The organism is Dyella sp. AD56 (assembly GCF_002878475.1).
Classification (GTDB): Bacteria; Pseudomonadota; Gammaproteobacteria; order Xanthomonadales; family Rhodanobacteraceae; genus Dyella.
Window position 1 is genome coordinate 1 of the sequence record NZ_NRDP01000036.1, and the last position, 23,996, is coordinate 23,996.

At 63.5% G+C, this 23,996-nt stretch carries 27 protein-coding genes; 8 read left to right on the plus strand and 19 right to left on the minus strand.

Annotated elements, in window-relative coordinates; translation table 11 throughout:
- Together DyAD56_RS21765 and DyAD56_RS21775 are read right to left on the minus strand one after the other, a co-directional pair.
- Positions 1–143, minus strand: a 143-nt coding sequence (locus DyAD56_RS21765) for a transposase (RefSeq protein ID WP_233202809.1), incomplete at its 3' end; no start/stop codon positions are given.
- 650 nt (positions 144–793) lie between these two features.
- A complete protein-coding gene (locus DyAD56_RS21775; RefSeq protein WP_102304936.1) occupies positions 794–1,249 on the minus strand; it encodes a hypothetical protein in 456 nt (151 codons plus the stop codon).
- A 113-nt stretch (positions 1,250–1,362) separates the two neighbouring features.
- On the opposite strand from DyAD56_RS21775, the gene DyAD56_RS21780 reads away from it, so the two are divergent.
- Positions 1,363–2,019, plus strand: coding sequence for a 2'-5' RNA ligase family protein (locus DyAD56_RS21780; protein WP_102304937.1), 657 nt, complete (start codon positions 1,363–1,365; stop codon positions 2,017–2,019).
- A gap of 51 nt (positions 2,020–2,070) precedes the next feature.
- On the opposite strand, the gene DyAD56_RS21785 is transcribed toward DyAD56_RS21780, so the two are convergent.
- The 3 genes from DyAD56_RS21785 to DyAD56_RS21795 form a co-directional block, all read right to left on the minus strand.
- Complete coding sequence (locus DyAD56_RS21785; protein ID WP_102304938.1) at positions 2,071–2,634, minus strand: Spy/CpxP family protein refolding chaperone; 564 nt, start codon at positions 2,632–2,634, stop codon at positions 2,071–2,073.
- Positions 2,635–2,671: 37 nt separating this feature from the next.
- Entirely contained in the window at positions 2,672–3,010 is a 339-nt protein-coding gene (locus DyAD56_RS21790; protein ID WP_102304939.1) for a hypothetical protein, read from the minus strand.
- 187 nt (positions 3,011–3,197) lie between these two features.
- Complete coding sequence (locus DyAD56_RS21795) at positions 3,198–3,599, minus strand: biopolymer transporter ExbD (RefSeq protein WP_102304940.1); 402 nt, start codon at positions 3,597–3,599, stop codon at positions 3,198–3,200.
- Between the two features lie 157 nt (positions 3,600–3,756).
- Here DyAD56_RS21795 and thpR point away from each other — a divergent pair, with 157 nt between their 5' ends.
- From thpR to DyAD56_RS21825, 6 genes are all read left to right on the plus strand, one after another.
- The gene (gene thpR, locus DyAD56_RS21800; protein WP_102304941.1) at positions 3,757–4,368 is read left to right on the plus strand and encodes an RNA 2',3'-cyclic phosphodiesterase; all 612 of its coding nucleotides are present in this window, start codon (positions 3,757–3,759) and stop codon (positions 4,366–4,368) included.
- An 81-nt stretch (positions 4,369–4,449) separates the two neighbouring features.
- Positions 4,450–5,844 carry a M20/M25/M40 family metallo-hydrolase gene (locus DyAD56_RS21805; protein WP_102304942.1) on the plus strand — a complete coding sequence of 465 codons (1,395 nt, stop codon included), beginning with the start codon at positions 4,450–4,452 and terminating at the stop codon, positions 5,842–5,844.
- Positions 5,845–5,932: 88 nt separating this feature from the next.
- On the plus strand, positions 5,933–6,700 hold the full coding sequence (locus DyAD56_RS21810; protein ID WP_102304943.1) for a class I SAM-dependent methyltransferase: 768 nt from the start codon (positions 5,933–5,935) through the stop codon (positions 6,698–6,700).
- A gap of 48 nt (positions 6,701–6,748) precedes the next feature.
- Entirely contained in the window at positions 6,749–6,931 is a 183-nt protein-coding gene (locus DyAD56_RS21815; RefSeq protein WP_102305002.1) for an oxidoreductase-like domain-containing protein, read from the plus strand.
- A 287-nt stretch (positions 6,932–7,218) separates the two neighbouring features.
- On the plus strand, positions 7,219–8,031 hold the full coding sequence (locus tag DyAD56_RS21820; RefSeq protein ID WP_102304944.1) for a creatininase family protein: 813 nt from the start codon (positions 7,219–7,221) through the stop codon (positions 8,029–8,031).
- 37 nt (positions 8,032–8,068) lie between these two features.
- Positions 8,069–9,244 (plus strand): YncE family protein, encoded by a 1,176-nt coding sequence (locus tag DyAD56_RS21825; protein ID WP_102304945.1) that lies wholly within the window; start codon positions 8,069–8,071, stop codon positions 9,242–9,244.
- Between the two features lie 62 nt (positions 9,245–9,306).
- On the opposite strand, the gene DyAD56_RS21830 is transcribed toward DyAD56_RS21825, so the two are convergent.
- The 5 genes from DyAD56_RS21830 to DyAD56_RS21845 all read right to left on the minus strand — a co-directional run bounded on the left by DyAD56_RS21830 (position 9,307) and on the right by DyAD56_RS21845 (position 14,953).
- Positions 9,307–10,734: a carbohydrate porin gene (locus tag DyAD56_RS21830; protein ID WP_102304946.1), complete on the minus strand. Its 1,428-nt coding sequence runs from the start codon at positions 10,732–10,734 to the stop codon at positions 9,307–9,309.
- A gap of 94 nt (positions 10,735–10,828) precedes the next feature.
- Positions 10,829–12,472: an NRAMP family divalent metal transporter gene (locus DyAD56_RS21835; RefSeq protein WP_102304947.1), complete on the minus strand. Its 1,644-nt coding sequence runs from the start codon at positions 12,470–12,472 to the stop codon at positions 10,829–10,831.
- A gap of 108 nt (positions 12,473–12,580) precedes the next feature.
- The gene (locus tag DyAD56_RS21840; RefSeq protein WP_102304948.1) at positions 12,581–13,009 is read right to left on the minus strand and encodes an S-adenosylmethionine decarboxylase; all 429 of its coding nucleotides are present in this window, start codon (positions 13,007–13,009) and stop codon (positions 12,581–12,583) included.
- Between the two features lie 181 nt (positions 13,010–13,190).
- Positions 13,191–13,508 carry a hypothetical protein gene (locus tag DyAD56_RS23755; RefSeq protein WP_146010599.1) on the minus strand — a complete coding sequence of 106 codons (318 nt, stop codon included), beginning with the start codon at positions 13,506–13,508 and terminating at the stop codon, positions 13,191–13,193.
- 386 nt (positions 13,509–13,894) lie between these two features.
- On the minus strand, positions 13,895–14,953 hold the full coding sequence (locus tag DyAD56_RS21845; RefSeq protein WP_304529240.1) for a DMT family transporter: 1,059 nt from the start codon (positions 14,951–14,953) through the stop codon (positions 13,895–13,897).
- A 161-nt stretch (positions 14,954–15,114) separates the two neighbouring features.
- Here DyAD56_RS21845 and DyAD56_RS21850 point away from each other — a divergent pair, with 161 nt between their 5' ends.
- Positions 15,115–16,113: an LLM class flavin-dependent oxidoreductase gene (locus DyAD56_RS21850; RefSeq protein WP_102304949.1), complete on the plus strand. Its 999-nt coding sequence runs from the start codon at positions 15,115–15,117 to the stop codon at positions 16,111–16,113.
- Position 16,114: 1 nt separating this feature from the next.
- On the opposite strand, the gene DyAD56_RS21855 is transcribed toward DyAD56_RS21850, so the two are convergent.
- The 9 genes from DyAD56_RS21855 to DyAD56_RS21895 all read right to left on the minus strand — a co-directional run bounded on the left by DyAD56_RS21855 (position 16,115) and on the right by DyAD56_RS21895 (position 23,929).
- On the minus strand, positions 16,115–17,155 hold the full coding sequence (locus DyAD56_RS21855; protein ID WP_102304950.1) for an HDOD domain-containing protein: 1,041 nt from the start codon (positions 17,153–17,155) through the stop codon (positions 16,115–16,117).
- A 97-nt stretch (positions 17,156–17,252) separates the two neighbouring features.
- On the minus strand, positions 17,253–18,515 hold the full coding sequence (locus DyAD56_RS21860; protein WP_102305004.1) for a TIGR03862 family flavoprotein: 1,263 nt from the start codon (positions 18,513–18,515) through the stop codon (positions 17,253–17,255).
- Between the two features lie 52 nt (positions 18,516–18,567).
- Positions 18,568–19,317: a slipin family protein gene (locus DyAD56_RS21865; protein ID WP_102304951.1), complete on the minus strand. Its 750-nt coding sequence runs from the start codon at positions 19,315–19,317 to the stop codon at positions 18,568–18,570.
- A 26-nt stretch (positions 19,318–19,343) separates the two neighbouring features.
- Positions 19,344–20,711 (minus strand): nodulation protein NfeD, encoded by a 1,368-nt coding sequence (locus tag DyAD56_RS21870; RefSeq protein ID WP_233202808.1) that lies wholly within the window; start codon positions 20,709–20,711, stop codon positions 19,344–19,346.
- A 100-nt stretch (positions 20,712–20,811) separates the two neighbouring features.
- Positions 20,812–21,282 carry a hypothetical protein gene (locus DyAD56_RS21875; RefSeq protein ID WP_233202810.1) on the minus strand — a complete coding sequence of 157 codons (471 nt, stop codon included), beginning with the start codon at positions 21,280–21,282 and terminating at the stop codon, positions 20,812–20,814.
- Between the two features lie 120 nt (positions 21,283–21,402).
- Entirely contained in the window at positions 21,403–21,672 is a 270-nt protein-coding gene (minE, locus tag DyAD56_RS21880; RefSeq protein WP_102304953.1) for a cell division topological specificity factor MinE, read from the minus strand.
- Between the two features lie 5 nt (positions 21,673–21,677).
- Positions 21,678–22,493 carry a septum site-determining protein MinD gene (minD, locus tag DyAD56_RS21885; RefSeq protein ID WP_102304954.1) on the minus strand — a complete coding sequence of 272 codons (816 nt, stop codon included), beginning with the start codon at positions 22,491–22,493 and terminating at the stop codon, positions 21,678–21,680.
- Between the two features lie 42 nt (positions 22,494–22,535).
- The gene (gene minC, locus DyAD56_RS21890) at positions 22,536–23,312 is read right to left on the minus strand and encodes a septum site-determining protein MinC (protein ID WP_102304955.1); all 777 of its coding nucleotides are present in this window, start codon (positions 23,310–23,312) and stop codon (positions 22,536–22,538) included.
- Entirely contained in the window at positions 23,309–23,929 is a 621-nt protein-coding gene (locus DyAD56_RS21895; protein ID WP_102304956.1) for a GNAT family N-acetyltransferase, read from the minus strand. Before DyAD56_RS21895 ends, minC begins: the two co-directional genes overlap by 4 nt.
- Positions 23,930–23,996: the final 67 nt, after the last annotated feature.

Here is a 23,996-nt window from a genome sequence, read left to right on the forward strand (position 1 = left end):
AGCTTTTTCAGCCGCCCGTTCTCTGTCTCCAGATCCTTCAGTCGCTTTGCTTCGGGCACGCTCATGCCTCCGAATTTACTGCGCCACAGGTAATAAGAAGCCTCACTGAAGCCGTGCTTGCGGCACTGCTCCTTGACTGGCATGCCGGCTTCAACCTCTCGCAGGAAGCCGATGATCTGCTCTTCGGTAAAACGCTTCTTCACGTCCAATCTCCTTCGGTTGGGGGATTGGACTCCAAATCGAATCGCTACTCAAAAGCGGGGGGACGTCGGCCCTAACCTTCAAATCCAGCGTCGACTTTGAAGACCCTGCCTGGAATGAAGGTGGGAGCGCGATGCCGCCTAGACTTATCTGCTCATTGGATGACGACATCAACTTTTCCAACGATCATGTTCAACGGCGCAGATTGTACGGAAGCATCAGGCCTGACACCGTGAGGGTTGTTGGTGACAAATTGTCAGACGACCATAAGACCTCCATTTCCTACACCGTAGAGGTGGACTTTGAGGAAACCAAGGACAACGGCACATCAACCCATTATTTGACTCCCACCGAAATCAGCAGCTTATTGGCGAGTCGCACAGACGTCTCCTGCAAAATCATCAGAACCTTCTACTTCTCTACCACCCGAACCTACTACTCAAACACCATGAAGGTTCCGGTCAAGGCACTTCTCGATGCGGTGAACATAGATTCGTGAAGATTCGATATAGCTTGGTGTTGCCAACTCTTCTAGCACTGGCCTGCACAGCCTGCTACAGCACGCCAGCTGACGCAGCGGCGGGAAGACGGCTTAGCCAGCGAGCTTGTTGCGCGCGAACAGGGCGATGATCCAACCGAACAGCAGCATGGCCGCCATATTGGCGATGAAACTGAAGGTGCTGAAGTGCGGCTTGGCGTGCAGCGCGGAGAGCGGGACAACCGCGTAGTTCATCACGAAGAAAATAACCACCCCGTACGCTACACCCCACACGGGCCATTGACGTGTCGCGGCGGCGCGCCGGCCCACGGTGAACACGAAGACGGCGGCAATCAGCAGCGACATGGCCCATTGCAGCACCAGACCCAGCGCGGCCTCCGCGATGCCGCCGGCCAGCGCGGCCTTGCCCAGCAATCCGCTGGCGATGTATTTGAGGATGATGAGCGGGCTGTAGCCGCTGATCAGCGTGGCTGCGCCGATGTCCAGCGTACCGGCGACGAATCCGCCCCAGAGAACGGCGGCGAGCGGGGAGTGACGCGAACGGAACATGGCATTCTCCATGGCATCTAGCGGCGTCACTGTAGCCGCAACCGAGGTCGGCAGCGATATGACGTTCCGCATGACCGGCGGCGGCTTCGGTCAGGAATCGCTACCATCCGACCATGCTGTTTTCCGATCCCGTGGCGGGACCCGCCGAAACGCTGGTGGCCGAGTTGCGCGACTACCCCGAGTGGCATCGGGGGCGCGGGCGGTATGGCGTATGGGTGGTGCCAGTGCAGGATGCGGCCTTGCTCGATTACATCGATACGGCGCGCGAACATCTGGCCGACCTGATTCATCCCAGTCCGCGCCGACAACCCCACCTCACGGTGTTCGTCTGCGGCTTCCATGGCGAGGGTGTCGAGGATGATGATTTCCCACCGCAACGGTTGGCGCGGCAAGTCGCGTTGCTGCGGGCCTGCGCAGGCGCGATGTGCACCTTACCGCTGGCGCGGCCCGACAGTTTCGCAAGCGCAGCGTTTATTCCCGTGGGCGATCCGAAGGGACAGCTGGCGCGATGGCGACAGGTGCTGGGTGAGGCGAGTCGTGAAGTACGGCAGTCACCTTATGTACCTCACATCACGCTGGGCTTGTATCGCCGATGCGTGGCTGGTGACGTGGTGCGTCGGCGGCTGGCCATGCTCGCCACGCCTCCGCCGATGCTGGCGGTACGGGAGCTGCACTACGTCACTTACGACACGCGCGACCAGCTTGGCCCACTGGAAACCCTCTATTCCGTGTCGTTGAAACAGGCGGAGGGGACCGCGGCGGATACCTGAAAACGGACGCGGCGCGAAACGCGCGCCGCGTCGAGGTAGATGGTGTAGCGATCAACCGCTTGCCGAGGAGGACGCGCTAGTTGGCGCGCTCTTGCTTCCCTTGCCGCCTTTGCCCCCCTTGTGTGGACCACCGGCCTTGGGGCCGCCTGGGTTGCGGTACATCGCATCGGCGATCTGTTTCTGATCCGGTGTGAGCACGGCGTACAGATCGTCGAAGGCCGACGAGAGCTTCTTCATGTTGTCGGCATGCGTCTGCGTGAGATCGGCATAGGACTTCATCGCATCGGGTGCGTTCATCGTCGACAGTTTCTGCGCGCGGTCGCGGAAGGCTTCATCCGCCTTGCGCGCGTTGTCACGCATGGTCTGCGCAAACGCATCCCAAGGCTTGGCTTGTGCATCGGTGATCTTCAGCTGGGTATGCAGATCGGTGATGCGACGCTCCACGGCATCGGCGTGCTTCTGGCCGTGGTCTTGGGCGGCCGCAGGCGTGGCGGTGGGTGGTTTCTGCGCGGCAGGTGCCGTGGTGGGCGTGCCTTGTTGCGCCAGGGCCGGGCCGGCAACCAACGCGAAGGAAAGCAGCGCCGGCATGGTCAGACTGCGAAGCATGGTTTTCATGGTCAGTATTCCCTATGCAGAGCGAATCCGTAATGGCTCAGTAGCCACTGTTGTCGTAGTAGACGACGCCGGGTGGCGGCGGAGGCGGCGGCGAGGTGTAGACCACGGTGGGCGGCGGCTGCGGCGTGTTCGCATTAGAAATGGCTACACCTGCCGCTACGCCGAGCAAGGCGCCGGCGACAATGGCGCCGGTATCGTTGCCGTGGTGGTCGTCGTGATAGTCGTAGTGACCGTGGTCGTAGCGGTGGTCGTAATGCTGCGGCGGCGGGCCATGGTGATACTGGGCCAGCGCCGGCAGGGGCAGAGCCACCCATGCCACGGCGATCGCGGCAGCGGCGAGCTTGTGGCGAAGTGCAATGGACGAGTCGTGTTTCATCAACGTTCCCTCCGGCAGACAGCGGCGGTGTTGCACGGAGAACAGCGTAGGTCCCGCCGTGTGCACGCAGGCACAACGCCGCGCCGCAGGTTCATGCGGCTTTCGGAACGGTTTGCTTATGTCACGGATACGTGATGACGTCGCTGCACCCGCGAAGGCGTGCCAGTGCCTTCGCAGGTGCGCAGCCTCAACGTGGATCCATGAAATCGATCCTCTGCAGACCTTGCCGTTTCGCCTCGGCTATCACACTGGCAACGGTCTGGTAGGAAACGCCGTCGGCGGGATCGAGTACCAGATGCGGCTGCTCGCTCTGGTGTGCGGCGATCACCAACTGCGACGACAGCATCGATGCGTCGATGGGGGCATCGTTCCAGGTCATCGATCCATCCGCGTGGATAGCGAGCTGGACCATTTCGGGTGGTGTAGTGACGTCCACGATGCCGTGCTGGGGAAGATCGAGTTTCACTTTGTGGGTGAGTACCGGCGAGGTGATCATGGTGATGACCAGCAATACCAGTAGGACATCGACCAGCGGAGTCACATTGATCTGGGCGAGCGGCGCATCGGAAACACGTGCAGAGAAAGCCATGTTCTTCCTCCTGACGGCGTGATGTTGCATCGATGTGGATGCCGAGCTTGGGGATGCATCGGCGATGCCAGCTTACTACCGGGCGGCGTCTGTCGTGCAAGGGCGGCGAGGAATGTCAATTGCGGTAAGGTGGGACGTTTCCATCGGCCCGTTCTGCATGAGTCGCTCCCGTTCCCGCACCACCACCGATATCCAGCCCGACCTGCTTGGGGGCGGTGGCGAGCCCGCCCAAATCCATCGTCTGTTCTTCGCGCTTATGCCAGGCGAGGCCGTGGCGCGCCAGATCGAGCATGCAGCGGCTGGCGTGGCCGCAACGCAACCCATGCACGCCCGGATGATCCGGCCGTCGCGTTACCACGTCACCCTGCATTTCCTGGGTGACCACCCGATGCTGCGTGAGGACATCGTGCGTGCGGCGATTGATGCGGCAGGCAAACTAGCGGTGGAACCTTTCGAACTGGTGTTGGACTCGGTATCGGGCTTCCACGGGCGTGAGCCACCTTGCGTGTTGCGTTGTTCGCAGGTGCCGGACGGGCTGTTGAAGCTTTGGGAGGATCTGCGGCAAGCGCTGGTGCTGGCAGGACTCGGGCAGCACCTGTCGCGCAGCTTCACCCCGCACGTCACGTTCGCTTACAGCCGTGGTGCGCTGCCGCAGATGGTTTCGATTGAACCCATCCGGTGGCGCGTGGACGGCTGCTCGCTGCTGCACAGCATCGTGGGCGGCGGCGAGTACCGCACGCTGGGTACCTGGCCTTTCCAGCAGGGCTGACGCGCCGGTATCGTGGGGTGGTGTCGCACGGGCAAACGACGCGACATACTCACGGCTCCTTTCGACGCCGGTGAGACGCCCATGCTGAAATCCCTGCTCGCATCTTTGCTGACCTGTTCCGTCGCATTGCCCGCTCTGGCGGCGCCCGATGCCAACCAGGCACAGGCACGGGACATCTTCAGCCACCTGATCGCCTTCAAGACGGAGATCGGACAGGGGCAGGTGCCGGTGATGGCGAACTACCTTGCCGACCAGTTTCGCGCCGCGGGCTTTCCTGATTCGGACATCCATATCATTCCGCATGGCGAGACGGCGGCGATGGTGGTGCGCTATCGCGGCAACGGCACGGGCGGCAAGCCCATTGCATTGATGGCGCACATGGACGTGGTGACCGCCAAGCCGGAAGACTGGCAGCGCGATCCATTCAAATTGATCGAAGAGAACGGTTACTTCTACGGGCGCGGCACCGAGGACATCAAGAGCGGCGTGACCGTGCTGGCGGCCAACTTCATCCAACTTAAGAAAGCCGGCTTCGTGCCCACGCGCGACCTGATCATTGTCTACACGGGCGATGAGGAAACCTCGCAGGACACGATGGACGATCTGGTCAAGAACCACCGCGATCTGGTCGATGCCGAGTTCGCGCTCAACACCGACGCCGGTGGCGGTGAATTGGGCGAAGACGGCAAGCCGCTCGTGTTCGGCCTGCAGACCGCCGAAAAGGCGTACGCGGATTTCGAGCTGACCACGCGCAACCCGGGCGGACACAGTTCATTACCGCGTGCTGACAACGCCATCTACGAGTTAGCCGATGCGCTGAAGAAGGTGCAGGGTTACGCGTTCCCCGTGATGTCGAACGACACCACGGTCGCCTCGTTCAAGGCGCTGGGTGCCAGCACGCAGGGCAAGGTGGGGCAGGCGATGCGCGACTTTGCCAAGGACCCGCGCGATGCCGCCGCGGCCGCCGTGCTTGCCGCCGAACCCTCGGAAGTAGGCAAGACGCGAACAACATGCGTGGCCACCATGCTGCGTGGTGGCCATGCGGATAATGCGCTGCCGCAATCGGCGACCGCCAACATCAACTGCCGCGTGTTCCCGGGTGTGGCGATCGAGACGGTGCGAAAGACGTTGCAGGATCTCGTGGGTTCGAAAGTGGAAGTGACGCTGATTGGCCACGCGGTGGCCAGTGACGCGTCGCCGCTGCGCCCCGACGTGGTCGCTGCCGTGACCAAGGCGGTGCATTCGATCCGTCCAGGTGTTGCGGTTACGCCGGTGCAGGAGTCGGGTGCCACCGACGGCATCTATTTCCGCGCGGCGGGCATTCCCACGTACGGTGTCAACGGCATGTTCATGAAGAACAGCGATTCGTTCGCGCACGGCCTCAATGAGCGCGTGCCGGTGAAGTCGTTTTATGACGATCTGGCGTACTGGCACGTACTGCTGACCACGCTGGCGGGGCCGGGCACGGCCAAATAACGCGACGCAGCACCGTGCCGAAACTCCTGCTGCGGTTTATGCTTCGGGGGCGCAGAATAGCGCCCCTATCCCTGACATGGAGTTCGTTATGCGTCCGACTGTCCTTGCCGTGTTGGTAGCCCTCGCTTTCCCTGTCACCGCTGCGCTGGCTACACCGCCAGCGCCGACGGACGTTCCCTCTTACGTCACCGCAGCCGTCAATGACCCCGCCCGCAAGGACGACACGGCCAACGACGAGCGCCGCAAGATTGCCGACATCATGGCCTTTGCCGAGGTGAAGCCGGGCCAGTCCGTGGTGGACCTGATCCCGGGCAGCGGCTATTTCACCCGTGTGTTCAGTGGCATCGTGGGCGCCCAGGGCAAGGTCTTCGCCGTGTGGCCGAACGAGTACGGCAAAGAGGCCACGTCCGACGTGCAGGCCTCCAAGGCGCTGGTCGCCAACCCGCACTACGCCAACGTCGGCGTGCTGATGGTGCCGGCCAAGGAGTTCAAGACACCGCAGAAGGTTGACCTGATCTTCACGTCGCAGAACTACCACGACTACCCGGACAAGTTCATGGGCAATGTCGATCCGGTGACGTTCGACAAGCAGGTGTTCGATTCGCTCAAGCCCGGCGGTCTGTTCGTGGTGATTGACCATGTGGCCGAGGCGGGTTCGGGCATGCGTGATACCGACACGCTGCACCGCATTGATCCGGCCATCGTGAAGAAGCAGGTGGAGTCAGTTGGTTTTGTCTTCGATGGCGAGAGCGACGTGCTGCGCAATCCGAAGGACCCCCACAACATCAAGGTATTCGACAAGTCGATTCGCGGCCATACCGACCAGTTCGTCTATCGTTTCCGCAAGCCCGGCTAATTTTTAAGTGGTACTCCCCGTTTGACCGAATCACAGCAAAACACGAAGGTGGAGGGCGCAGTTGCGCCCTCCAACGATCCAGCACCCACGCCACCGCAACGCCCCGACGACGAAGATTGCTGCGGTCAGGGCTGTGTGCCCTGCATCTTCGATCTCTACGATGAAGCCATGGGGCGCTATCGCGAAGAACTGGCAGCGTGGAAAGAGCGACATCCAGGCGAGTCGCCCTGATCCTCGCAGCAAATCATCAGGGCGCTGGCGCCAAAGCGGCGAGGGTCGCGGCAAGGGCAAGAATGTGGCGATGCATGGGCGGCTCCCGGGCAGGGGCGAGGCAATTCCCGTTCATCGGGAACAGATCACGGTGCCCATGAAAGCCTGTGTAGCACCTAACTCCTTGTAAGAGCGTCCCTTGTGCGCAGTCAGATGCCGCGCGCGCGCCGATGGGGGTGATCGCGTGCGGGGTGTGCTCCCAAGGGGATGAGCTTTACACTTGGCACCTGGTTTTTCAGGACGATCCAATGCCTTACCCGTCGTTGCGAGCCTTGCTGTGCGGCGTATTGCTGCTCGGCGCCCATGCGGCCTTTGCCCAGACGCCGCGCACGGTACAGCTCGAAGACCTCACCTGGACCGAGATCCGCGATCAGGTCCAGGCCGGCAAGACCACCATCATCATTCCCATCGGCGGCACCGAGCAGAGCGGCCCCGGCATTGCGGTGGGCAAGCACAACGCGCGCGCAGCGTTCCTGTCGCAGAAGATCGCCGAGCGCCTGGGTGACGCCTTGGTCGCCCCGGTGGTGGCCTATGTGCCGGAGGGCAACACCGCACCGCCCAGCTCGCACATGCGTTTTCCGGGCACCATCACCGTACCCGACGCAGTCTTCGAGCAGATGCTGGAGTCGGCCGCGCAGAGCTTTGCCGTGCATGGCTTCCGCAACGTGGTGTTTCTCGGCGACCACGGTGGTTACCAGAAGGATCTCGACCGCGTGGCGGCGAAGCTGAACAAGGCATGGGGCGGCAAGGCTCGCGCCATCGTGCCGCCGGAGTACTACGCCACCTCGTCTGATGGTTTCAACCAGATCCTGCACCAGCACGGCATCAAGGATGATGAAATCGGCACCCACGCCGGCCTTGCCGATACCTCGCTGCAACTGGCCGTGGCCCCGCAGATGGTGCGGCTGGACCGCCTGCAGCACGGCCCGAAGCTGGGCGCTGCCGATGGCGTCTACGGCGGCGATCCGCGCCGCTCCTCGGCTGACCTCGGTCAGCTGGGCGTGGATGCTATTGTGGTAAATACCGCTAATGCCTTGCGTCGCGATACGCAGACGCGCTGAACGAATTCCCCTGTACCACTCAACCAAGTTGTGACCCATGGCCATCGCTAAATCCCTGCGTTCCACCCGTCTGTTCCGACTCGCACCGTTCGCGCTTGCCGCGGCGTGTATGGCCGGCACTGCCCTGGCGGCTTCGTCCGTGACCACCGTGCCCGGCATGCCGCCGGTGGTGAATCCTGCCGACATGTACAGCGAGTCTGGCCTCGGCCACCTGAGCCCGGCAGTGAAGAACGATCTGGAACGCATCTACGTGCCGAACCTGCGTTCCAACGACGTCTACGTGATCGACCCGAAAACGTACAAGGTCGTGGACAAGTTCAAGGTGGGCGAGAGTCCGCAGCACGTCGTGCCGTCGTGGGATCTGCGCACCCTGTGGGTGACCAACAACGCCGAGCGCAAAAAGACCGGCAGCCTGACGCCGATCGATCCGCGTACCGGTAAGCCGGGCACCGAGGTGCCGGTGGACGATCCGTACAACATGTACTTCACGCCGGACGGCAAGGAATCCATCGTGGTGGCTGAGGCGTTCGCGCGCCTGGACTTCCGCGATGCACACACGCAGGCGCTGCATAACAGCCTGCAGGCGCCGGAGTGCAAGGGCATCAACCACGCCGAGTTCTCTATCGATGGCAGCTTCGCCATCTTCACCTGCGAATTCACCGGCAAGTTGGTGAAGATCGACATGGTCAACCGCAAGGTGGTGGGTTACCTCGACCTGTCCAAGAAGGGAATGCCGCAGGACATCCGCTCGTCCCCGGACGGCAAGACTTTCTACGTCGCCGACATGATGGCCGACGGCCTGTACCTGATTGATCCCTACAGCTTCAAGCAGGTGGGTTTCATCAAGACCGGTGTGGGCACGCATGGCCTGTACCCGAGCCGTGACGGCACCAAGCTGTATGTCGCCAACCGCGGTTCCAATAAGGTGCATGGTCCGCGCGGCGGCAAGGGCAGCGTGTCGGTGGTCGATTTCGCTTCGCAGAAAGTGGTCGCCAACTGGGGCATTCCCGGTGGTGGCAGCCCGGATATGGGCAATGTGAGTGCGGATGGCAAGACGCTGTGGCTCTCCGGTCGCTTCGACGACGTGGTGTACGCGTTCGATACCACCAGCGGTCAGGTGCGCATCATCAAGGTGGGCCAGGAGCCGCACGGCCTGGCGGTGTGGCCGCAGCCGGGCCGTTACTCGCTGGGTCATACCGGCATCATGCGCTGATCGAATAGCGCTGCAGTGAACACAACGGCGGCCTCCACGAGGCCGCCGTTTTTCTTTGGGACTCAGATTTCGAAGTGCAAGCGTCCGCCGAAGATCCGCACGGGCCCCTTGCGGTCGGCGTTGTAACCCGGGTTGGTGACCTGCTGGAAGTCGAAGCTCACCTGCACGCCCTTGATCACCTGGACGTTGTAGTACGCCTCGAATACCTGTTCGCGACCGTAGCGCGTTAGCTGTCCGTCGCCAAGGAAACCGCCGAGTCCGCCTGCCGCCAGATAATCGCGGTGATCCTGATTGAGTCCAGATGATGAATAGGCCAAGCCCACCGTGTCGGCGGGCCGCTTCCAGCGCATACCGTTGATCGAGACACCGCCGGAAATGGTGTCGTCGATTTCAGTGAAGGCATACTCCTCCACCTTGTCGTCGGCCTTGCTGGCACGCAGGAAGACGCCCACGTCGTCGGTGACGCGTTGCTCCAGGCTGATGCCATACCCGGTCTTGTCCGAATCCTTGCGTACCGCCGTCACGTCCGGCACACCGCCAGTGGCCAGCGCTTCGTTGATCGCATCGCGGTAACTGCCGGCGAACGCGCGGTTGCGAAACACCATCAGGCGGACCAGTCCCGGCTGACCATCGATGCTGTGATCGTGTTCGACCTCGAGCGTGTCACCGTGATAGCGGCCGATGTTGTAATTGAGCTTGGTGCCATTGGCGACGGTAGGTTCCATGAAACGCCCAGCGCGCACCGCCCAGTCGTTCCAGTAGAGCTCGGCGGCGCCGCCAATGGTGTAAGCGCGTGCATCCGCCGCGTAGTCCCAGGCACCGTGCGTGATCATGGCCCAGTTGAGGAACTGCGTGCGCGGATCATTGGCGTAGGTGTTCTTCTCGAACAGATCGGTTTGCGTGATCTTGCCCAGCGTGATGACCAGGCGTTCGCGCTGATAGTTGCTCGCCAACTGATTGGGGCCGGCGTCAACGTGGAACGTATCGCCACCGAGGTTGATCACCTGCCGCAGGAAGGCGCGCGCGTAGTAACCGCGCGGCGTGGTGCCGCCGTTTTTCTGGATCTCGCCGTTGTTGATGCTGGCCAGACCATACAGGTGGGAAAACGGTAAACCTTCGACCACTTCGGGGTTCACGTAGAGCTCGCCGCCTTGCCAGAAGCGCGCACCGAGAAACGCAGTAAACGTCCAGGTATAGCTGTGCTCCGCTTGCGGGATCAGGCTTTGCGGCCCAGTGTAGGGCGCGTCGAACGCATCCTTGTGCTGCCACACGTAGGTGGTCTGCGCGTGGACGCTCCAGCGGTCTTCGTGAGTATCGACATCGCTCGACGGTTGCGGCTCGCGCGGCGGCACGGCGGCACGGTCGTCGGCCGTCGTCGGTGCAGGCGTGTCGGTGTCCACATCGGCTGCGTGAGCGGCCGAGGCGAGGCAACCGGCCAGGATCGCTGCAGATAGTGTGCGGCGCGCGAGGGGGGCGAGGGTTGGGTACATGGCAAGTCCTTTGACGATAAAAACGGGCAAAAAGCGTCCTGACACCCTCGCCAGGCGAGGGTGTTGAAGAGAGATCCGGTCAATGAGTGGGTGATTAGTGCTTGGCGACGATCATCTGTACGACCTTCACGATGGCCATGATCAAAGCAGCCGCGAGATACGCGCGCAGCACGCCCAGCCACAGGCGACGACGCACGCTCATCTGCGCGGAAGGCAAGGTGTGCAGCGGTGGCATGCGCCAGTGTTCGCGGCCTTCACGATGGATAGGTTCGGCCTGCGGTGCTCCGCGCAGACGGCGTACCGCAAAAAGGCCAAGCGCAACGACGGCCGTCAGCGCCATGCCGCCCACGAGGATGCCGAGGATCTGCGCGCTGCTGATGGACGGATAAAGCACGGATGCCGTGAGGATGATCGACAGCAGCACCAGTACCGCGACCACGATGCCAGTGAAGATGTTCGTCAGGCGTCCGTTGACCCACGGACCGAGCACGGCCTTGTCGTTGCACAACAGCAGCAGGAACACCGAGGCGCCGGGAAGCAGGATGCCGGCCAGCGTTTGCACTGCGTTGGTGATCAGGCCCAGCGGCGAGTCAGGAATAAGCACCAGGGCTGCGGCCGCGACGATCAGCAGGACATACACGCCGTAGAACGTCTTGGCATCGGAAGGTTTGCGATGCAGCGAGTGATTGATTGCGAACACGTCACCGATGGCATACGCCGTCGATAGCGACACCGCCGCCGCCCCGATGATGCTCGCGTCGATCAGGGCAATCGAGAACAGCGTGGCAGGTACTTCGCCCACATACTTGGCTACGCCAGCGGCCACTGCGGCAGCGTCAGCGAATTGCCCCATCTCGGGACGGCCGGCGAAGGTGGCGGCGCTGAAACCCATCATGGCGATGGCGCCCACAATCACCAGCACGATGCCAACGACCAGATCGATCTTTTCGTAAGTCATGAAGCGCGGCGTGATGCGCTTATCGATGACGTAGCTCTGCTGGAAGAACAACTGCCACGGGGCCACCGTGGTGCCGACGATAGCGATGATCAGCAGCATCACTTCGCTCAGCGGCGCGCCTTTCGGCATGCCTGGTACCACCATGTCATGCAGCACCTGATGCATGGGCGGATGCACCATCACCAGCACGGGTACCAGCAACAGGCTACCGAGCACCAGCATGAGCGAGAAACGTTCGAAGCGCCGGAAATTGCCGGTACTGGCAGCCAGGATGATCATCAGCGCCGATATCGCTACACCCCAGTAGCGCGGAATACCCAAATGGTCGAGGCCGAGACTGATGCCGATGAATTCGGTCACGATGGTGAGTGCGTTGAGAATGAACAGGTCAATGACGCTGAACGCACCCCAGAACTTGCCGAAGCGTTCCAGAATGAGTCGTGCATGGCCGACACCGGTGACGGTGCCGAGGCGTAGCACCATTTCCTGATTCACATAGAGCACGGGTATCAGCAGCGTCAGCGTCCACAGCAGCGCAGTGCCGTAATTCTGGCCGGCCTGCGTGTAGGTGCTGAAGGCGCCGGCGTCGTTGTCGCCGACCATGACGATCAAGCCGGGGCCAAGGATGGCGAGCAGGGTGCGCCAGCGTGCTCCCCAACTGGTTCGTCGCCCGGTGTCGTGGCGGGAGATGGTCCCCAGTGCGCCGTGGATGTCGCCAACGTGGGCGCTGTCGAGCACGGCCGAGTGACTGAGGTCTTGCGATGCGTGTGTATTGAGCATGGAACACCATGGTTGCCCAGCGATGTCGTGACATCGCCAGGTCCTTGCGAAAGGGATGTTGCCGAGCGCGGGTGCGCTGCGACGTGGCGGAAAATCGAGGGCCGGGTACTAGGCGGCACGCCACCTCTCTGCGCCGAAGGTCTGGGTGGGCGTGATGGGCAGGCGCCCGGTGGGCATCGCATCGGTGCCGTGCTGCACGCGATGCAGCACCGTGCGTGCCGGCTTGAAGTCATCGCAGAGGCCGGTCAGCAACTGGAACATCGCCGCGACGTCCGTGTGATGCGACGGAACGGCGTACAGGTCGACGTTGATCGAATCGCGATCAGGAAAGGTACGCACGACGATGTGCAGGTCGTCCGCCATGACCGCGCCGATCACGCCTCGATGGGCTGAAACGGTGAAGAAGTCATAGGTGATCGCTACGTGGTACCGCATCACGTGCTCGACGCAAAGCGCACGGATGGCTTCAGGGTCGCGCAACGCGCTCAGCGACGCGCGGCAATCGAACCATTCGCCAAGGAAATGCATGCTGTTCATGAGTGAATCTCGCGCAGGTCTACCGCGACGGCCATCGCGCAGGCGCTATCGGGCGGTGAGCGCACACACGCTCACGCCTGCGCCTGGCGCAAGCCAGCACGGGTGACGAAAGAAGACAGGGATGGATGCGACGATGGATCTATCGTCGCAACGGGCGCATCAACGCGCCGGACGCGCGATGTCAGCGCGTTGGAGGGCGCATATCAGCGTGGATGTCCCGACGCGGCATGCTTGCAGGCTGTCGAAGGGGAGGGGGCATCGCAGGTGGCGCGCCATACGGTGAGGTGGCCTGCCAACGGCAGCGCAGTGCGCCCGTTGCCGAGTCTCGCGTCCAGCGTGCCGTCAGCGGATGGATGCGCACCTCGACTTCCTCACGGCGCGGGCCGCGTGGTGTCATGGCATAGCGGATGTTGTATAGCCGTCCGGGCGGCGCAAAGCGACGACCCGCACGACGGCGGCCGGGCCCGATGTGGCCCGTCACGGAATGAAAGAGGTTCATGACTCACCTCCTGTTCGCGCGCAGCGACGCAGGAGGCGGCCGGACTTCCCTAGACCAGGAAAGCGCCGGTCGACCGCATACGGTCGCCACAGGCGTCCAAGTTGTCTACACGGCGCGCCAACATCGGATAGGTGCATCCAAGATTGGCGCTGCTACTAGGGTAACTGTCCATTTCTCGCAGGTTGATAACCAGACAAGTGCCACGGGAGACCCGTAAGGCGCGGGCACGATACTCAGCCCAGTTGCCGCGTGTCAACGAAAATTTTCCAATTGAAACAATGTATCGCAAGCGTTTTGGGGCCGATATGGAATGGACGGCCAAACGTCTTTCGGCGCTGACGCTCGGGCGGTGTTGCTGCGGGGTCCTCATGTCTTGGTAGGTGTTTTCACGCATGGCCGTGGCGATGATGGATGTCCGGGTAGTGCGGGTGCGTGTGCGTGATGGGCGTGTGTTGGTGCGGATGCGTGTGCGGTTCCGTGCCGTCCCAGTCGAAGTCGTGTTCGTGCTGGTGATGCTCATCGTGGACATGGCGATGCGCGTGGAGCATCGCTTCATGCGTGTGCTCGTGTTCGTGCCGTTCGGTCAGGTGCAGCCAGACGCCCGCGCCCATCAAGGCGGCAGCCAGCCAGAACATCGTGGACGCGTGTTCGCCAAAGCAAAGGATGGCGATAGCGGCGCCGATGAACGGTGCCGTGGAAAAGTAGGCGCCGGTGCGTGCCGTGCCCAGGCCGCGCAGGGCGAGCACGAATAGCACGAGGCTGATGCCATAGCCGAGCAGGCCGATCAGCATGGCCGGCATCGCTTGCGCCCACGACGGCCACGCAGCGCCAATAGCTAGTCCGAGCGCGGTATTGATGACACCGGCCACCGCACCCTTGCCGCCCGCAAGGAACAACGCATCCTGCGCGGAGACCTTGCGCGTGAGATTGTTGTCGATGGCCCAGCACAGGCACGCGCCCCCGATCGCGACGGGGCCGATCCACGAACCCTCGCCGTGACCCGTGCTTGACCAGGAAAGCAGCAAGCCACCGGCGACAATAAGCAACATACCGGCGACGATGCGTCGATCCGCGTTTTCCTTGAACACAACCCACGCCAGCAGTGCGGTAAGTACGGCTTCAAGGTTGAGCAACATGGAGGCGGTGGATGCGGTGGTTTGGACCAGCCCGAACATGAGGAGCAGTGGCCCGAGCACGCCGCCAAAGATCACTGCGCCTAGCCACCACCACCATTCACTCGCGGGCATGGTCGGCAGTTGCAGCGACCGGTCGCGCACGATGCGGATCAGGTTCAAGCCTATGCCGCTGCCGAGGTAGAGCAGCCCGGCCAGCAGGAAGGGTGAGGTCTGGCCGACCAGTTGCTTGGCAAACGGGGTGCTGGCGCCGAACAGCGCTGCCGCCAGCAAAGCAGCGGCGACGGGGCGGGAGAGCATCATCTTGGTCATGGCCTTTCCGGGGCGAGGCGCCGCAAGGCGCGTGCTTAATGGGCGTGGGACATCATTGTAGGCCGATCCCATGTGGTCTCCGTTCGTAGGCGCGTTCGCCGAAGGGCTGGCTTTTTCCCGGCAAGCCCCCACGTGTGGAGCTTCCCCGTCGAGGAAGTCTCATGATTCCTTTCTCTGTACTCGATCTGGCGCCCGTCACTGAGGGCAGCAACACCACCCAGGCCTTCGCCAACACGCTGGATCTGGCGCGCCGCGCCGAGCAGTTGGGCTATACGCGCTATTGGCTGGCCGAACACCACAACATGCCAGGCATCGCCAGCGCCGCTACGGCGGTGCTGATCGGCCACGTGGCCGGCGGTACCTCGACCATTCGCGTGGGCGCGGGCGGCATCATGTTGCCCAACCACGCGCCGCTGCAGGTAGCTGAGCAGTTCGGTACGTTGGCGTCGCTTTATCCCGGGCGCATCGATCTGGGGCTGGGACGTGCTCCCGGTACCGATCATCCCACCGCGCGTGCGTTGCGACGCTATTTCGACAGCGCCGATGCGTTCCCGCAGGACGTGGCCGAGCTGCTCGCTTATTTCGAACCGGCCACGCCAGAGCAACCGGTGCGTGCTGTACCGGGCGCGGGCATCGAGGTGCCCGTATGGTTGCTGGGCTCCAGCCTGTTCAGTGCGCGGCTTTCCGCGGCGATGGGCTTGCCGTTCGCTTTCGCGTCGCACTTTGCGCCGGATGCGATGGACGAAGCGCTGGCGTTGTATCGCCGTGACTTCCGTCCATCCGCACGCCTGCCATCGCCGTACGCGATGCTGGGCGTCAATATCGTCGCGGCAGAAAGCGATGCCGAGGCGAAGCGTTTGTTTACCACGCAGCAGCAGAGTTTCATCAACCTGCGTCGTGGACGCCCGGGTCTGATCCCGCCGCCGATCGACGACATCGAGACGTATTGGACGCCGACGGAGAAGTTCGGCGTGGAGCGTGCGCTCGCCTGCGCGGTGATCGGTAGCCCCGACACGGTGAAGGAAGGTATCGAGGCTTTCGTGGCGCGTCATCGTCCCGATGAGTTGATGGTGACGGCCAACGTGTTTGACCACGAAGCGCGTTGCCGTTCGTTTGCGCTGGTGGCCGAGGTGAAGAGGCGACTCGACGCCGCTCGTTGAGTTACGGCGGTGTCACGGTGTCGAAGCTCTGCCGCAGATCCTGCCGACAACGCGCGACGAGTTGCGGCGGGAAGGTGGCGATGGGATCGTCGCCGACACCGGAGTCACGATCGAGCAGGCCTTGCTCGGACAGCAACTGGTACATCGCCAGCCGTTGAGCCACGTGCAATACGCGGCTCATCGGCAGCATAAGCGCGGCGCTGCCGTGTTGCCCGTGTTCTACCAGCGCCTCCTGCACGGCAGGCGGCAGCTCCCAGTGCTGTCCTGCCTGCACGGTGAGCTGGGCGGCGAGCTGGACGCAGTCGTCGATGAAGGCGGGCGAGCTCGCAGGCAGCTCGGTGTTCTGCAGTTCCCTGTCCAGCAGGCGGGCCGCGGCACCCAGGCCGCTATAGCCGACCAGCGCCAGCAGGTAGGATTCGAAAGCGTCGCATTGGCCTTTGCTGAGATACACCGCGGCGTGCGCGCAGCGTTCGGCGTGGTCCCACAGGCGCTGGCCGACGATCTGGCCACTCATGCCTGCGCTGGCCATCAGGATGGGTTTCATCACGTACGACGTCACCACATGGCGCAAGCCGATCTGGCCGAGCAGCACCACGGCGTGCTGCAGGCTGCCGATGGGGTGCGCGGTGCGATAGGTGACGCTGCCAGTGACGCGCATGACCTCGCCCACTAGCACAGGGTCTCGCTTGATCAGGTCAGCCAATTGCGCGCCGCTGAGCTTGTCGTTCTTCATCGCACGCATCAGCTGCGGCAGCACGGTGGGCATGCGGGGCAGGCTGCGTATGTCGAAACGACCGCTTTCGCACTGATCTCGTAGTCGCTGCAGGATGGCCTGCTCGCGCACCTTGTTGGGCGTGTCGCCGGCGCTGACCGGCTGGTTCAGGATAAAGCGGAAGAAGCGTTCGGCGATCTCGTCGCACGGAACGGTGGCGTGAGACGACAGCGTCTCGACAGTTAGTTCTGGATTGGGTGCAGCCGGGCGTGCCGCCGCTGGTTCTGCCGCGCGTTCACGTCCGAAGACTCTCCACCAGTTCCCCATCATCGTGCTGCCAGCCCCCCTCGTATGGCACCCGCTCCGCTGTGTATCGGCAGCCGCCCGGAGAAATGTAGACGGGCCTTGCTGCGGTGCGACGGGATGCTCAGTTATCGGCGGGTAAAGGCGATTGCTTGATCCAGGCGGCTGCACCCAGCCCCGCGCGCTGCCCGCTGGCGAAACAGGCGGTCAGCAGATAACCCCCGGTAGGGGCCTCCCAATCGAGCATTTCGCCAGCGCAGAACACACCGGGAAGGGTCGTGAGCATCAAATGGGGAGAGAGCGCTTCCAGCCGCACGCCGCCGCCGCTGCTGATGGCTTCGTCGATGGGGCGCGGCTGCGAGAGGCGCAGTGCCAGGTGTTTGATGGTGCGGGCGAGCGTGTCGGTGTCGTGGAACTGTTCGCGATCGAGCACTTCGTGCAGCAACCCGGCCTTCACGCCGCTCAGGCCGGTATGCCGGCGCAGGTGTTCGCTCATGGAGCGGCTGCCGCGCGGCTTGGCGAGATCGGCGCGCAGGCGCTCAAGCGGCCGGTCGGGCGACAGGTCCAGTGCGATGGTGGTGGAGCCGTGGGTGGTGATCGCATCGCGCAGCATGGATGAATAGGCGTAGATCAGGCTGCCTTCGATGCCGGTGGCGGTGATGACGCATTCGCCTTGGCGCGAGTGCTCGTTGCCGTCTTTGTCGCGCAGGTGGATCACCACCGGCTTGAGCGGGGCACCGGCGAAGCGGGTCGCCAGGTGTTCGCTCCAGCCGATGTCGAAGCCGCAGTTGGACGGCACCAGCGGCGACACGTCCACGCCGCGCGCGGCGAGCGGCGCCTGCCATTGGCCGTCGGAGCCCAGCTCCGGCCAACTGCCGCCGCCCATCGCCAGCACCACGGCATCGGCGCGGACACGTCGCTCGCCGTCCGGTGTGGCAAAGCGCAGCGCGCCGTCATCGGTCCAGCCCAGCCAGCGATGATGGACGTGGAAGTGCACGCCATCTTCGCGCAGGCGACGCACCCAGCCGCGCAGAAGTGGGGCGGCTTTCAGGTCGCTGGGAAACACGCGGCCCGAGCTGCCGACGAAGGTCTCCACGCCGAGATCCCGAGCCCAGGCACGCAGATCATCGGCGTCGAAATCGGCCAGCCATTCGCCGACCTCGTGGGCTCGCGCACCATAGCGCTGGATGAAATCCGCCTTGGGCTCGCCATGCGTCAGGTTCATGCCGCCCTTGCCGGCGATAAGAAACTTGCGGCCCACCGAACCTTTGGCGTCGAACATGTCTACCGACACCCCAGCCGCGCGCGCGGTTTCGGCGGCCATGAGGCCGGCGGGGCCGCCGCCGATGACGGCGAGGCTGACGTGGGTAGGCGTGCTGCTGGACATGGATGATGCGCGCGGCAAACGGCCGTCCATTGTACAGGCAGCCTGGCGTAGCTCAGCCCAGCTTGTCGATCAGCGGTTTCAACAGATCCAGCGGCAGCGGAAACACGATAGTGGAGGCCTTGCCGTTGTTGGACATGTCCGACATGGTCTGCAGGTAGCGTAGCTGTAGTGCCTGTGGCTGTTGTGCGAGCAAGGCGGCGGCGTCGCGCAGCTTTTCGGCGGCCTGCAGCTCACCGTCCGCATGGATGACTTTGGCGCGGCGCTCGCGTTCGGCCTCAGCCTGGCGGGCGATCGCCCGCACCATGGTTTCGTTGAGATCCACGTCCTTGATCTCGACGTTGGTGATCTTGATGCCCCATGGATCGGTGGCTTCGTCGAGGATCTGCTGCAGGCTGTGGTTGATCGAATCGCGTTGCGAAAGGATGTCGTCCAGCTCGTGTTGGCCCAACACCGAGCGTAGCCGCGTCTGGGCGAGTTGGCTGGTGGCCTGGAGGAAGTCGGCCACCTGCAGGATCGCCTTGTCCGGTTCCACGACGCGGAAATAGACCACTGCATTCACCCGCACAGAGACGTTGTCGCGCGAGATCACATCCTGTGGCGGCACGTCCATCACCGTCACGCGCAGGTCCACGCGGATCATGCGTTGCACGATAGGCACCAGTACGAACAGTCCCGGTCCTTTGATGCCGGTGTAGCGGCCCAGCGAGAGCACGACGCCACGCTGGTATTCCGGTAGCACTTTGATGGCAAGGAACAGCAGTGCGATGACCCAGACCACGATGACGCCGACAAAGCCGAACATGAGCATCTCCTCTGCAGTCGAATAGATCAGGCGCGCGTGACGCGCAGTAACAATCCGTCGCGTGCCACTACGCGTACGCGCGTGCCCGCCGGCAGGCTAGCTTCACAGTGCACGCGCCATTGCTCACCGCCGATACGTGCCCAGCCTTCGCCGCTCGCATCGATGGGCTGCGTGAGTTCGCCGGTGGTCAGCAGCATCTGCGTATCGCCGTTGAATACACGAGCGCGTCGCGAGCGTGTCACCGTGCGCACCAGCAGTACCAACACCACGACGGCGCCGGTCGCTATGCCGGCGATGACACCAAGATTCACGGCATACCCGGGTACGCCCGTGTTGAACAGCATGATCGATCCGATCACGAACGCGATGACGCCGCCGATGCCGATGGCGCCGACCGAGGGCATCACCGCCTCTGCCACCACCAGTCCGATCCCCAGCAGCATCAGCGCCAGACCGGCGTAATTCACGGGTAGCAACTGCAAGGCATAGAGCCCGACAAGCAGGCAGATGGCGCCCGCCACGCCCGGTAGGAACACGCCGGGATGAAAGGCTTCGAGCACCAGTCCGTACATGCCGGCGAGCAGCAGCAGATAGGCGATGGTGGGGTGGGTGACCAGCCCCAGCAGGTGCGTGCGCCAGTTCGGAGCGTAGTCGCGCAACGGAAGTCCGGCGAGGTGCAGCACGGTGTCCTGCCCTTCGACGCGCACGTGGCGTCCCTCAATACGAGTGAGCAGGGTGGGGATGTCGGGTGCGATCAGGTCCACCACGTGCTTCTGCGCCGCTTCGTCCGCGGTCAGGGTTTCCGCGCCTTGCACAGCCTTCACGGCCCAGTCTGCGTTGCGGCCGTTGTACTGGGCCAGCGACCGGATGGAGGCGACGGCATCGTTGAGCACTTTGTTCGATTCAGCATCCGGCGATGGCGCTGGTGTGCTGCCCGAGGCGGCTGGCGGGTTGAACGACGGCAACGGACTGCTGCCGCCGATCGGTACCGGCGTTGCTGCACCGATATGGGTGGCGGGTGCCATCGCGGCTACCGGGCAGGCATAAAGGATGTACGTGCCAGCCGACGCAGCACGCGCACCGCCGGGGGCGACGTAACCGATGATGGGTTGGTGCGCGGCAAGGATGCTGGCGATGATCTGCCGCATCGAATCGGACAGGCCGCCAGGCGTATCGAGCTGCAGTACGACGGCACTGGCTCCATCGCGGGTGGCGCGCTGCAGGCTGTCGTCGACGTATTCCGCTGCGGCAGGGCCGATGGGGCCGGACAGATCAACGCGCGCCACGAAACCAGAGGATCGCGAAGGGACGCCTGCCTCGTTGCCGGCCACCACGGTGGCAGCCAGCGTTATTGCCAACAGCGCACCGGCCAATGTCACGAGACTTCGCGTCACGCCATGCCTCCTTGAGAGGCGCACCACCACATTGCGCCAGCGGATGTTTCGCTGGCGTGAGGCGGGAAGGATGGCGGTGCCGGCGCGTGCCGGGCGGGCGTCAGCTGAAAACCGGGCGTCCGTGCGGGCTCAGCAGGCCATGGTCGATCAGCCATTGCCGTGCATTGCCGGCGTCCTGCTCGAACCACGCTCGCGCAGAGCCAAGGCGGAAGGTGTAGCCCCAGGCATCCATATCGGTCATCAGACGGACGCGGCCGACGCCGGGCAATTCATCGGCCAGGACGATCTGCAGGTAGCAGGTGGCGTCCTCTTCGTCGATGGAGTCGGTGGCGTCGGTGTGCACGAAAGTGCGCCGTTCGGGTGGCAGCACGATGAGATGGCCGGCCTCGTGCAGCAGCGAATGCACCGGCGTGTCGTCACGCGCGTAAACCGTGGTGCCAATGATGCCGGCCTCCTCCTCGCCCCAGAAACTGCCGGGAATGGGGATGCCGGGTTCCACGCGTTCGAGCGCCAGCCCGTAGCGGGCGAGCAGGTTCGCGGGCGCCTCGAAGCCGGTCTCGGCCAAGCGCATCACGTTCGTTTCGTGGGTGGGGAGTGACGAGGGGACTGACATGGGATGAAAGTCGCCGCCGGTTTACGGCGGCGACACCTGCAGGTTTGTGAGTGGCGCGACGCAGGTAGCGCCACGACATCAGCCGGGTTTGGCTTCGGCGTGTTCGGGCAGCGCTACCGAAAGCTCTAGGATCTCGTGTCCGCTGTCGCGCTCGACGTTGATGTTGATCGCGTCGAGGTCGACGTGGACGTATTTCTTGATCACTTCGAGCAGCTCGTTGCGCAGCAACGGCAGGTAGTCGGGCGCGCCACGGGTGGAGCGCTCCTGAGCCACGATGATGCGAAGTCGCTCCTTGGCGAGTCCAGCGGTGGGTTCCGGCTTGCGCTTCAGGAAATCAAGAATACCCATCGCGATCAGCCTCCGAATACGCGCTGGAAGAAGCCCTTCTTAGGCACCTCAAGAAAACGCAGGGCACGTTCCTCGCCGAGGATGCGCGCCACTGTGTCGCTATAGGCCTGACCCGCGAACGAGTTGTCGTCCAGAATCACCGGCACGCCCGCGTTCGACGCGGCCAGCACGTTCTCGGATTCCGGGATGACGCCGACGACATTGATGCCGAGGATTTCCTCGACGTCCTTCACGCTCAGCATTTCGCCCACGGCCACGCGGGCGGGGTTATAGCGGGTCAGCAGCAGGTGCTGCTTGATGGCTCCGTCGCCGCGCTCGGCGCGCCGTGTTTTGCTGGCGAGCAGGCCAAGGATGCGATCCGAATCGCGCACCGAGGACACTTCCGGGTTCACCACGACGACGGCGTGGTCGGCGAAATACATCGCCAGGTGCGCGCCCTTTTCGATACCGGCCGGCGAATCGCACACGACGAAGTCGAAGCCTTCCTTGCCCAGGTCTTCGAGTACCTTCTCCACGCCTTCCTGAGTAAGCGCGTCTTTGTCGCGCGTCTGGCTGGCAGCGAGCACGTAGAGGTTCTCGTAGCGCTTGTCCTTGATCAGCGCCTGCTTGAGCGTGGCTTCGCCGTGCACGACGTTGACGAAGTCGTACACCACGCGCCGCTCACAGCCCATGATCAGGTCGAGGTTGCGCAGGCCGACGTCGAAATCGATCACCGCGACTTTCTTGCCGGCCATGGCGAGGCCCGTGGCAAGCGAGGCACTGGTCGTGGTTTTGCCCACGCCACCCTTGCCCGAGGTGACAACGATAATCTCAGCAGTCAAGGCTCATCTCCGCGTAATACTTTGTTGTAGTAATGGCGATCGTCACAGCTTGGCGATCAGCAGTTTTTCCCCTTCGAGCCAGCATCGCACAGACTGGCCTTCCAGGTCCTTTGGAATTTGTTCCATCACGCGGTAGTGGCCGGCGATGGCCACCAACTCTGCGCGGAAATCCGAAATGTATATGCGCGCTTTCTCATCGCCCTGTGCGCCGGCCATCGCACGGCCACGCAAGCTGCCGTAGATGTGGATGCTGCCGTCGGCGATCACTTCTGCCGCGTTGGCGATGGTGCCGTTGACGACCAGATCGCGATCACGTGCATACACCTGTTGACCTGAACGCACGGTTCCGTCGACGTACTGCGCGCCGAGCACGGGCGCAGCGACCGGCGCCGGCTCCTGGTGTACAGGCTCCGCGCGGCGCACGGGTTCCGGTGCCGGGGCGGCTGGTGTCGGCGGCGCGATGCTGCCGCCATCAGCCGGCTCATACGCAGCGCGGAACTTGGCAATCAATGGCAAGCCCATGCGCTGCGCTAGTGCGTCGACGTCGCTGGTGCCGTAGGCGAGGCCCACGGGCAGCATGCCGGCGCTGCGCACCGCTTCGAGCAGTGCGTCGACCGTACCGTCATCGGGCAGGGTCAACAGATGGCTCAGATCCAGCACCACGGCAGCGCGGGAGAACAGTTGGGGGGCTGTGCGTACGCGGCGCTCCAGCTCTTCGCAGAGTGCGGCGGCGTCCACGCGTTTGATGCGTACGTTGGCTATGCCGACCTGGCCGAAGCGCAGGTCACAGGCGTCTTGTGTATCCATTCTTGCATTCATGGGCGTCGCTCTCCCGCGAGGCGGCGCTGGGGGGTATCGGGGTGGACGGGGCGTTCGCGTTCGGCCAGCCACGGCACATCGGGCAGGCCGTCGTGGTCCAGATAGGTTTCGCGCACGAAAGCATAGCTTGGCAGGTCTTTGGCGAGCAGGCTCACCTGTGGACCTTCCGCGCCCATGCGTTGCTGGCCCACTTCCTGGAAGCCGTAGGTGCCGTGGAACAGCACCACCACGTCGTCGCGCGGCTCCAGGAACACTTCGCAGGTCAGCAGCGGCACGCGCACTTCGGCAAAGCTGGTGACGTCGCAATAGAAGATGCGACCCAGCCCGTGGCGACGGTAGGCGTTGGCGATGACGATGCGATCGATGTAGGCGAACTGCGGATAGTGCTCGGAGAACCAGTGATAGTTCGGGCTGTCGTAATCGCGACCTTCGCGCAGGGCAATGAGGAACCCGGCCAGGTGGCCATCGATCTCGGCCACGCGAAAATAGTCCGCGTGTTCGTAGAAGTAGCGCAGCTGTGCCGCGTCCAGGGCGAGGATGGTGCGGCCGGCGGCGTTGTTGAGCGCCAGTACGGCATCCAGGTCGTGCTCGCGCACGTCGCGGATGGCAAGGGCCATTCGTTGCTCCGCTTTGCTGTGATTCGAGGGTAAGACCGTTGGATTGGCCCCGCGTGACGCCGCGCAT

What these genes read in the sequence shown, in the direction of transcription:
- DyAD56_RS21775 (WP_102304936.1), bottom strand. Translation starts at nt 1,249, where the DNA reads ATGTTCCGTTCGCGTCACTCCCCGCTCGCCGCCGTTCTCTGGGGCGGA.
- DyAD56_RS21780 (WP_102304937.1), top strand. Translation starts at nt 1,363, where the DNA reads ATGCTGTTTTCCGATCCCGTGGCGGGACCCGCCGAAACGCTGGTGGCC.
- DyAD56_RS21785 (WP_102304938.1), bottom strand. Translation starts at nt 2,634, where the DNA reads ATGAAAACCATGCTTCGCAGTCTGACCATGCCGGCGCTGCTTTCCTTC.
- DyAD56_RS21790 (WP_102304939.1), bottom strand. Translation starts at nt 3,010, where the DNA reads ATGAAACACGACTCGTCCATTGCACTTCGCCACAAGCTCGCCGCTGCC.
- DyAD56_RS21795 (WP_102304940.1), bottom strand. Translation starts at nt 3,599, where the DNA reads ATGGCTTTCTCTGCACGTGTTTCCGATGCGCCGCTCGCCCAGATCAAT.
- thpR (WP_102304941.1), top strand. Translation starts at nt 3,757, where the DNA reads ATGAGTCGCTCCCGTTCCCGCACCACCACCGATATCCAGCCCGACCTG.
- DyAD56_RS21805 (WP_102304942.1), top strand. Translation starts at nt 4,450, where the DNA reads ATGCTGAAATCCCTGCTCGCATCTTTGCTGACCTGTTCCGTCGCATTG.
- DyAD56_RS21810 (WP_102304943.1), top strand. Translation starts at nt 5,933, where the DNA reads ATGCGTCCGACTGTCCTTGCCGTGTTGGTAGCCCTCGCTTTCCCTGTC.
- DyAD56_RS21820 (WP_102304944.1), top strand. Translation starts at nt 7,219, where the DNA reads ATGCCTTACCCGTCGTTGCGAGCCTTGCTGTGCGGCGTATTGCTGCTC.
- DyAD56_RS21825 (WP_102304945.1), top strand. Translation starts at nt 8,069, where the DNA reads ATGGCCATCGCTAAATCCCTGCGTTCCACCCGTCTGTTCCGACTCGCA.
- DyAD56_RS21830 (WP_102304946.1), bottom strand. Translation starts at nt 10,734, where the DNA reads ATGTACCCAACCCTCGCCCCCCTCGCGCGCCGCACACTATCTGCAGCG.
- DyAD56_RS21835 (WP_102304947.1), bottom strand. Translation starts at nt 12,472, where the DNA reads ATGCTCAATACACACGCATCGCAAGACCTCAGTCACTCGGCCGTGCTC.
- DyAD56_RS21840 (WP_102304948.1), bottom strand. Translation starts at nt 13,009, where the DNA reads ATGAACAGCATGCATTTCCTTGGCGAATGGTTCGATTGCCGCGCGTCG.
- DyAD56_RS23755 (WP_146010599.1), bottom strand. Translation starts at nt 13,508, where the DNA reads ATGAACCTCTTTCATTCCGTGACGGGCCACATCGGGCCCGGCCGCCGT.
- DyAD56_RS21845 (WP_304529240.1), bottom strand. Translation starts at nt 14,953, where the DNA reads ATGACCAAGATGATGCTCTCCCGCCCCGTCGCCGCTGCTTTGCTGGCG.
- DyAD56_RS21850 (WP_102304949.1), top strand. Translation starts at nt 15,115, where the DNA reads ATGATTCCTTTCTCTGTACTCGATCTGGCGCCCGTCACTGAGGGCAGC.
- DyAD56_RS21855 (WP_102304950.1), bottom strand. Translation starts at nt 17,155, where the DNA reads ATGATGGGGAACTGGTGGAGAGTCTTCGGACGTGAACGCGCGGCAGAA.
- DyAD56_RS21860 (WP_102305004.1), bottom strand. Translation starts at nt 18,515, where the DNA reads ATGTCCAGCAGCACGCCTACCCACGTCAGCCTCGCCGTCATCGGCGGC.
- DyAD56_RS21865 (WP_102304951.1), bottom strand. Translation starts at nt 19,317, where the DNA reads ATGTTCGGCTTTGTCGGCGTCATCGTGGTCTGGGTCATCGCACTGCTG.
- DyAD56_RS21875 (WP_233202810.1), bottom strand. Translation starts at nt 21,282, where the DNA reads ATGCGCTTGGCCGAGACCGGCTTCGAGGCGCCCGCGAACCTGCTCGCC.
- minE (WP_102304953.1), bottom strand. Translation starts at nt 21,672, where the DNA reads ATGGGTATTCTTGATTTCCTGAAGCGCAAGCCGGAACCCACCGCTGGA.
- minC (WP_102304955.1), bottom strand. Translation starts at nt 23,312, where the DNA reads ATGAATGCAAGAATGGATACACAAGACGCCTGTGACCTGCGCTTCGGC.
- DyAD56_RS21895 (WP_102304956.1), bottom strand. Translation starts at nt 23,929, where the DNA reads ATGGCCCTTGCCATCCGCGACGTGCGCGAGCACGACCTGGATGCCGTA.